Source organism: Arenibacter lacus (assembly GCF_008711145.1).
Taxonomy (GTDB): domain Bacteria; phylum Bacteroidota; class Bacteroidia; order Flavobacteriales; family Flavobacteriaceae; genus Arenibacter; species Arenibacter amylolyticus.
The window spans coordinates 21,553-27,778 of the sequence record NZ_VVIN01000050.1 but is presented as its reverse complement, the minus strand read 5'-3'; the positions used below and the strand labels follow the sequence as shown (position 1 = coordinate 27,778).

Genomic DNA, 6,226 nt, shown 5'->3' with positions numbered 1-6,226 from the left:
GAAAATCCGATAATACCAATGTTTTCCGGATCAATATTCCATGCGGTTGCCTTGGAACGCACCAATCGCATAGCGCGTTGCGCATCTTGTAAGGGTACATTATGTTTATCGGTGGCCCATAGAGTGTTTGGAAGGCGATATTTGACTACTATACCAGCAATGCCTTTGGAATTTAAAAGCTTGGCAAAATCGGTTCCTTCCCAATCATAAGCCAAAATCCCATAACCGCCACCAGGGAATATGAGTACCGCCTGTCCTGTAGCAATTTTTTTTGCGGGAAGGTATACTTCTATGGTTGGCGTCTGTACTTTGGAGATTCTTATGATATCCTCCTTAATAATTTCTTCGGTAATATCAGTTGCTATGGCATTTGGAATAGTTTTCGGCCATAGCGGTAGAACGGTGTTTTGGGCAAAGTTGGTCATGGTACATAAATATGCTATAAAGAAAAATAATGCTTTCATTAGGTAGCGTATAGGTTGGTAGTTTTAAAGATAGAAAATTAGGAGAAGGGAATACCTATGAATATAGGTTTAAATGATCATGGTTTTTGTGATTGGATCGTTGGGATAATAGAAATGTTATACAGGAGTTCATTATTTCTATCAATTATAAAAGTAAAATAATTGGATATGAAAATAGAACTTAAGACGCCACTTAATACTGCTATTCCATCTCAATAATTGCTAAGCTTAAGATTAAAAATTCCTGGACTAATCCAACTTGTTTGTATAGTATCGTTTTGGAAGAAAAGGGTGATGAAAGCAAATGATTTAAAAGTGAAAATGGCGAAATAAAAAGGTGAATTCCGCCATTTTCCTATCTAGTTTCTTGTTGTTAAACAAACTACTCAGTCGGAATTGTTGGCTAAGTGCCTCATTTTGAAGGACTGTTTGTTAAATAGTGATTTCGTTTTAGGACCTTATGGTCTAATCGCTATTTTTTGGCCAGGTTTCATTGAGAGGATCATAACATCGCCTTCCCATTGTATTTCCATCTTGGGTTCCGTAGTAATTTGTTGTGTGGAAAAAGGATTTTTTAACCGGAATACCCCTCCTTTTTCAGAAACAACGGACACCCATTTTACATTTCCAGATTTCAGTTTGGAGGATACCAAAAAGGCACCTTCCGCACGTAATTTGGAAAATTCCGCGTCCTTCCAATTTTTGGGAATGGCCGGGAAAATATGGACAGTTCCCGTATGGCTCTGTATCAACATTTCCTGTAATCCGGCAGCAAAAGCAAAGTTGCCTTCTAGGGTGAATGGTCGGTAGATTAAATTGGATTTACCGGTCCCGGATTGATCGCCGTTTACATGAAAACTATTGGGAAGGACAAAAGCAGTGGCAAAATCTCTCAAGGCCTTTGCCGCACCTTCTCCATCCAAGGCCCTAGCTTTTAAGTTGGCCAGCCAACTAAAAGAATATCCCACCCATTGACTTGTTCCTACTTGATCTAAATTTTCAATGGTCTTCCTTATTATTTCTTTATCCTCTTCTCCGTTGGAAACGTCTATAAGACCAAGGGGGTGAATCGCCATTAGATGCGATAAATGACGGTGCGATTCTTGGTAGGGCAAACTGGGCGCCACCATAAGGCCTTGCTCATCTAAGGCAAAATCTGGCCACTCCTCTAGTGAGGCCTTCCATCGGTTGGCTTCCTCCGTTAATCCCAACTCTTGGGCCAATTCAGCGGCATGGGTATAGGTCCATCTCACTAGAGAAAGGTCAAAATTGGTGATGTCGTTAAACCAAGCCTCGCGGGTATTGTTTCGGATTTCTGGACTAGAACTCAAAGGAAGTTTTCTTTTGCCGTTTTCATCCAATTCGGATAATTCGTCAAGATGTATTGCAACGTCCCTGATCCAAGGATATGCTTCCTCTTTTAGGAAATCGCGGTCCATGGAATAACGCCAATGCAAATAAAAATGCTGCCCCAACCAGGCCCCTACGGTAGGTCCGAAGGAATACTGAATCCAACCTCCCATAGGTTCTCCCGTTAAGGTGGTTACCCCAGGTACGTTTAAGCCATTGGTGCCATAAAACTCTTTGGTGTATTTTTTGAATGTTGCCTTGTAGGTGGTCATCCAATCCAAAAATCCCTTTTGCAGGTCTAGTTGATTCCCAGTATAAGCAGGCCAATAACTTAATTGGGTATTTAAATCGTGATGGAAATCGCCCTTCCACGGGGGTAGCTTCCCATGGTCTGCCGTCCACACACTTTGTAGTGAAATAGGAGGCGCATCTTGCCTTGCCGCCGATCCAAATTTGTATAGCTCCATATACCATTGGTTCTGTAGGATGGGGTCTGGCACCTTGATAGCGGATTGTTTCCAGAAATTGTGCCACCATTTAGTGTGACTTGCCATAGCGGAGTCAATTCCTGTTGTAAGGCTGTTGGCGACTATTTGGGTTGCGGTTTCCGTAGTGTCCCCCTCATTTTGTTTGGTGCTCATGCTCCAGCTCCCCTTTAGATGGGTAGGACTCGGTTGCCATTGGGTGTGTACCTGAAACCTAAAGTCTTCCCAACCCTGCTGGTCATAAGTGATGGTATACCCTTTTTGTGTAACCCTGCCACCATCGTAATCTAACCTGCGTAAGTCTTGTCCCGTTACCGGATCCTCCGTTCCTGCCTGTTGTAAGGATACATAAGGTGGGGGAATAATGGTGGGGTCTAAATCACTGTTGATGTTCTCAAATGAATACCAACCTACGGGTTCTGTAGCATGTACAAAAGTCTTTAGGACCGCTCCATTCTTCCATTTAACCTCACAGATGGCGGTAGCTAAGTTCAATTTTACATATGCTACCTCACCCAAGCCACTAATATCGAACTCTAGGGAACCCCCTGGAATTTTGGAGGGTGCCGGTAGTAGATCGTAAGGCTCGTCATAACGTTCTTGTACCTTGTGATAGGTATTGTTTTCCCACTGTTGTTTTACCCAATCGAAGCCATAATCCTTAAAGTTGAGATTTTCCATGGGACGCAAATCCCATAGGTCCGAACGGTCTAACGAAAAGCGAAGTTTTCCATTTTTTTCCCATATCAAAGCTCCTACGGTAGCATTTCCTAAGGGAATGGCCTCGTCCCAAGAAGTGGCTAATTGGTTAAACTTAAGTTCGTATTGTGGAATATGATCCAGTTTTATATGCTTTTCCTTCTTCTTGCAACTAACAAGTAAGCATAAGATAAGTAGGGAACATAGTATTTTGTGATTCATTGGGATTGGTTTGCAAACTGTGATTGCCCGGGTTATATAAGGTTTATAATTGAATTTTACAGCTTAACACTTTGATTATTAAAGCGCCCAAGATACCTAACCTGAAGGAAAAGAGCAACCCTCGGAAAAACTAAGTTTATTTTTTTAAGTGAGAAGGAGATTTTTTATGGTAGTGGGGTGTTGCCAAGCTAATGGTGTGGGTAATAGGTAGGGAATTGAGAGGCTTTTGTAGGAGGGAAATAAAGAAATCCGGATGCCCCAATGGGGTTCCGGATTTCTTAAACTAACTCAATAAAATTATGGCACTTATGAGCAGGTGCCATTGTTTGTTCACAAAACTCAATTGTAAATTCTTAATTTAACCTTTATGCAATTTAGAACTAAAGAAAGGATTACACTACCACTATTGGGGCTTATTATGGTATTTTTTTGCATCAAACAATTGTTTTAGGCAAAATTGGTATATGCAAGGATGTTGCTGTGTTAGATCCTATAAATTTGCCTAATAGTTTTAAAGTGTTCAATACCTTTCAAATCCCTTCCATTTTACAATTAATCTCGTTTAATTCATCGGATTTAAATACTGATTCAAAATCACTGCTTTGTTTTTCTTTAACCGAATTTCTGTAGTTTGTCCTTGGTAAGTTACCTTTTTTGTTTGGTCTTGGGCTGACTGGATCCTCACTTGGGATAAGGTGCCATTCTTCCATACTAAATCAACTTGAATTCCGCCTCTTGCCTTTAAGCCAGTAATTTTTCCAGTAGGCCAAGCTTTTGGAAGCGCAGGCAATAGTTGAATTTCTCCGGAATGGGATTGCAAAAGCATCTCTGCCATTCCTGAGGTTGCTCCCATATTGCCGTCTAATTGAAAGGGTGGATGAGTGGATAGGAGATTGGTGTAGACTCCACCACCGTCCATCATATTCACCCCATCCTCATGGACCAATTGCATGCCTCTCCTCAAGAGTTTATAGGCGCGGTCTCCGTCCAATAAACGGGCCCAAAAATTAATTTTCCATCCTATGGACCATCCGGTGCCATCATCGCCCCTAGCATTTAGGGAAACTCTGGCGGCATCCAATAATTTAGGGGTTTGTATAGAATTAATCTGGTCTCCAGGGTACAGCGCATATAAATGGGAAACATGACGATGTTTGTTATTAGGGTCGTCTACATCTTCCTTCCATTCCTGTAACTGCCCCCAATTTCCAATTCTTAGCGGTAATAGCTGCGCTTTTGCCTTGATCAATTTTTCACTAAATTCCTTGTCTTCCCCTAAAACCTCGGTGGCGCTAATGCAATTGGAGAAAATATCCCAAGCAATTTGAATATCCATATAGGCCCCTGTGGAAATACCTCCGTGTTCGGGAGAATAGGAAGGAGAGGATACCAAGTACCCCTCTTCGTCCTTGGTAAGGTAATCTAACCAGAATAGGGCAGCCTCTTTCATAATGGGATATCCTTTTTCCCTTAGGTAATCCACATCCCCTGAAAATTTATAATGGTCCCATACGTGCCTTCCGTACCATGCAGCTCCCCCTGGGAAAAAGCCCCAAGGAAAATCCCATCCCGGAGCGGTGAATCCAAAGGGGTTGTTCATAGTATTGACAATCCACCCCCGCGTATTGAAGAAATCCTTGGCCGACTTACGTCCTGGGGCTCTCAGCTTGTCTATATAATCTATTAGTGGCTCATGGGTTTCCGATAAGTTGGTGATTTCTGCTGGCCAGTAAATCATTTGAATGTTGATATTGGCATGGTAATCACTGGCCCAAGGCGGATTCGTCATATTATTCCACTTTCCTTGGAGATTGGCAGGCATGCTGCCAGGCCTGGAACTACTGATAAGCAGATAACGTCCGTATTGAAAATAAAGGGTTTCCAATTGTGGGTCCTCGTTTCCGGCAGCGTATGCTTGTAGCCTTTTGTCTGTTGGAATATGGGCTTGGTCCGCGGATTCCAATTTAAAATGGACCCTAGAAAATAAGCGGGTGTAATCCGCAATGTGTTCGGATATAAGCTGGTTGTAGCTTTTTTGTTTTAAAGCATTGATTGTCTTTTTGTTTAAAGCCTTGTAATCCCGTCCCGTGTAATGAGGGTATTCGTTTTTATAATCCGTTGCTGCGGTTAGATAAAGGATCACTTCCTTGGCAGCGGTTATCAATAATTCCCCATCCTTAAAGGTAAGCTTGCCACCATCGGTATCTATTAACATCCTGCTTTCCATTTTCATCCCATTGTTTTCCAGGCTGCCAGACATGATTAGTTGGTTCCCTTGTAGTACGGTGGTAGTATTTTTATGGACGGTGGTTTTCTTAATAACGTAGTCAATTCCCTCCGGACTGTTATTTTCATATTTGAAAACGAGGGTCCTGCTGGGGTAATTGGCAAAGTAGGTACGCTTATGGGCGATACCATTTTCGGAATATTGAACGGTCGCAAGGGCTTTGGAAATATCTAGAGTTCTGGTATAATTGCTGGGTTGTCCTTTGTGCTCTGGCCTTACGAAGACATCCCCAAAGGGCTGGTAGGAGCCATAACCTATCCATCCTGTCTGTTCATTAGTCCCTTTAATGATGCCCGTTAGTTCTTTATTAGCTAATTGATGGGCTTCGTTATACTTGCCTTCCTGAAGTAATCTTCTAACCTCTGGCAGGTGTTTATGTGCGTTTTCGCGGTTTCCTCCGTTGTATTGTTCCCATTCTCCCTTACCGCCAGCCCATAGGGTTTCTTCATTAAATTGGATATGCTCCTCTTCCACCGCTCCAAAGATCATAGCGCCCATATAGGCGTTGCCAATAGGGAGTGCTTCGGTCATCCACTTTTTTGCTGGCTCTTGGTACCAAAGTTTTAATGCGGTTTCCTCCTGGCTATGGAGGTGAAAACTGGTGAAAAGGACAAGCGCGATTAAGGTGCTGAAATAGCCGTATTTTATAGTGTTCATTGGTCCAAATTTAAAGGAATCCAGGAATTTGGATAATTCCTGGATTCTTTTTGTTTTAAGGT

Annotated in this window: 3 protein-coding genes; all 3 read right to left on the bottom strand. The window is 42.3% G+C overall.

Annotated features, from left to right (window positions below; genetic code table 11):
* A partial coding sequence (locus F1E73_RS13175) for an alpha/beta hydrolase (protein ID WP_150452152.1) occupies positions 1-464 on the bottom strand: 464 nt, incomplete at its 3' end.
* Between the two features lie 458 nt (positions 465-922).
* Positions 923-3,220 carry a glycosyl hydrolase family 95 catalytic domain-containing protein gene (locus F1E73_RS13170; protein ID WP_150452151.1) on the bottom strand — a complete coding sequence of 766 codons (2,298 nt, stop codon included), beginning with the start codon at positions 3,218-3,220 and terminating at the stop codon, positions 923-925.
* 562 nt (positions 3,221-3,782) lie between these two features.
* Entirely contained in the window at positions 3,783-6,164 is a 2,382-nt protein-coding gene (locus tag F1E73_RS13165) for a glycoside hydrolase family 95 protein (RefSeq protein ID WP_150452150.1), read from the bottom strand.
* Positions 6,165-6,226: the final 62 nt, after the last annotated feature.

What these genes read in the sequence shown, in the direction of transcription:
- F1E73_RS13170 (WP_150452151.1), bottom strand. Translation starts at nt 3,220, where the DNA reads ATGAATCACAAAATACTATGTTCCCTACTTATCTTATGCTTACTTGTT.
- F1E73_RS13165 (WP_150452150.1), bottom strand. Translation starts at nt 6,164, where the DNA reads ATGAACACTATAAAATACGGCTATTTCAGCACCTTAATCGCGCTTGTC.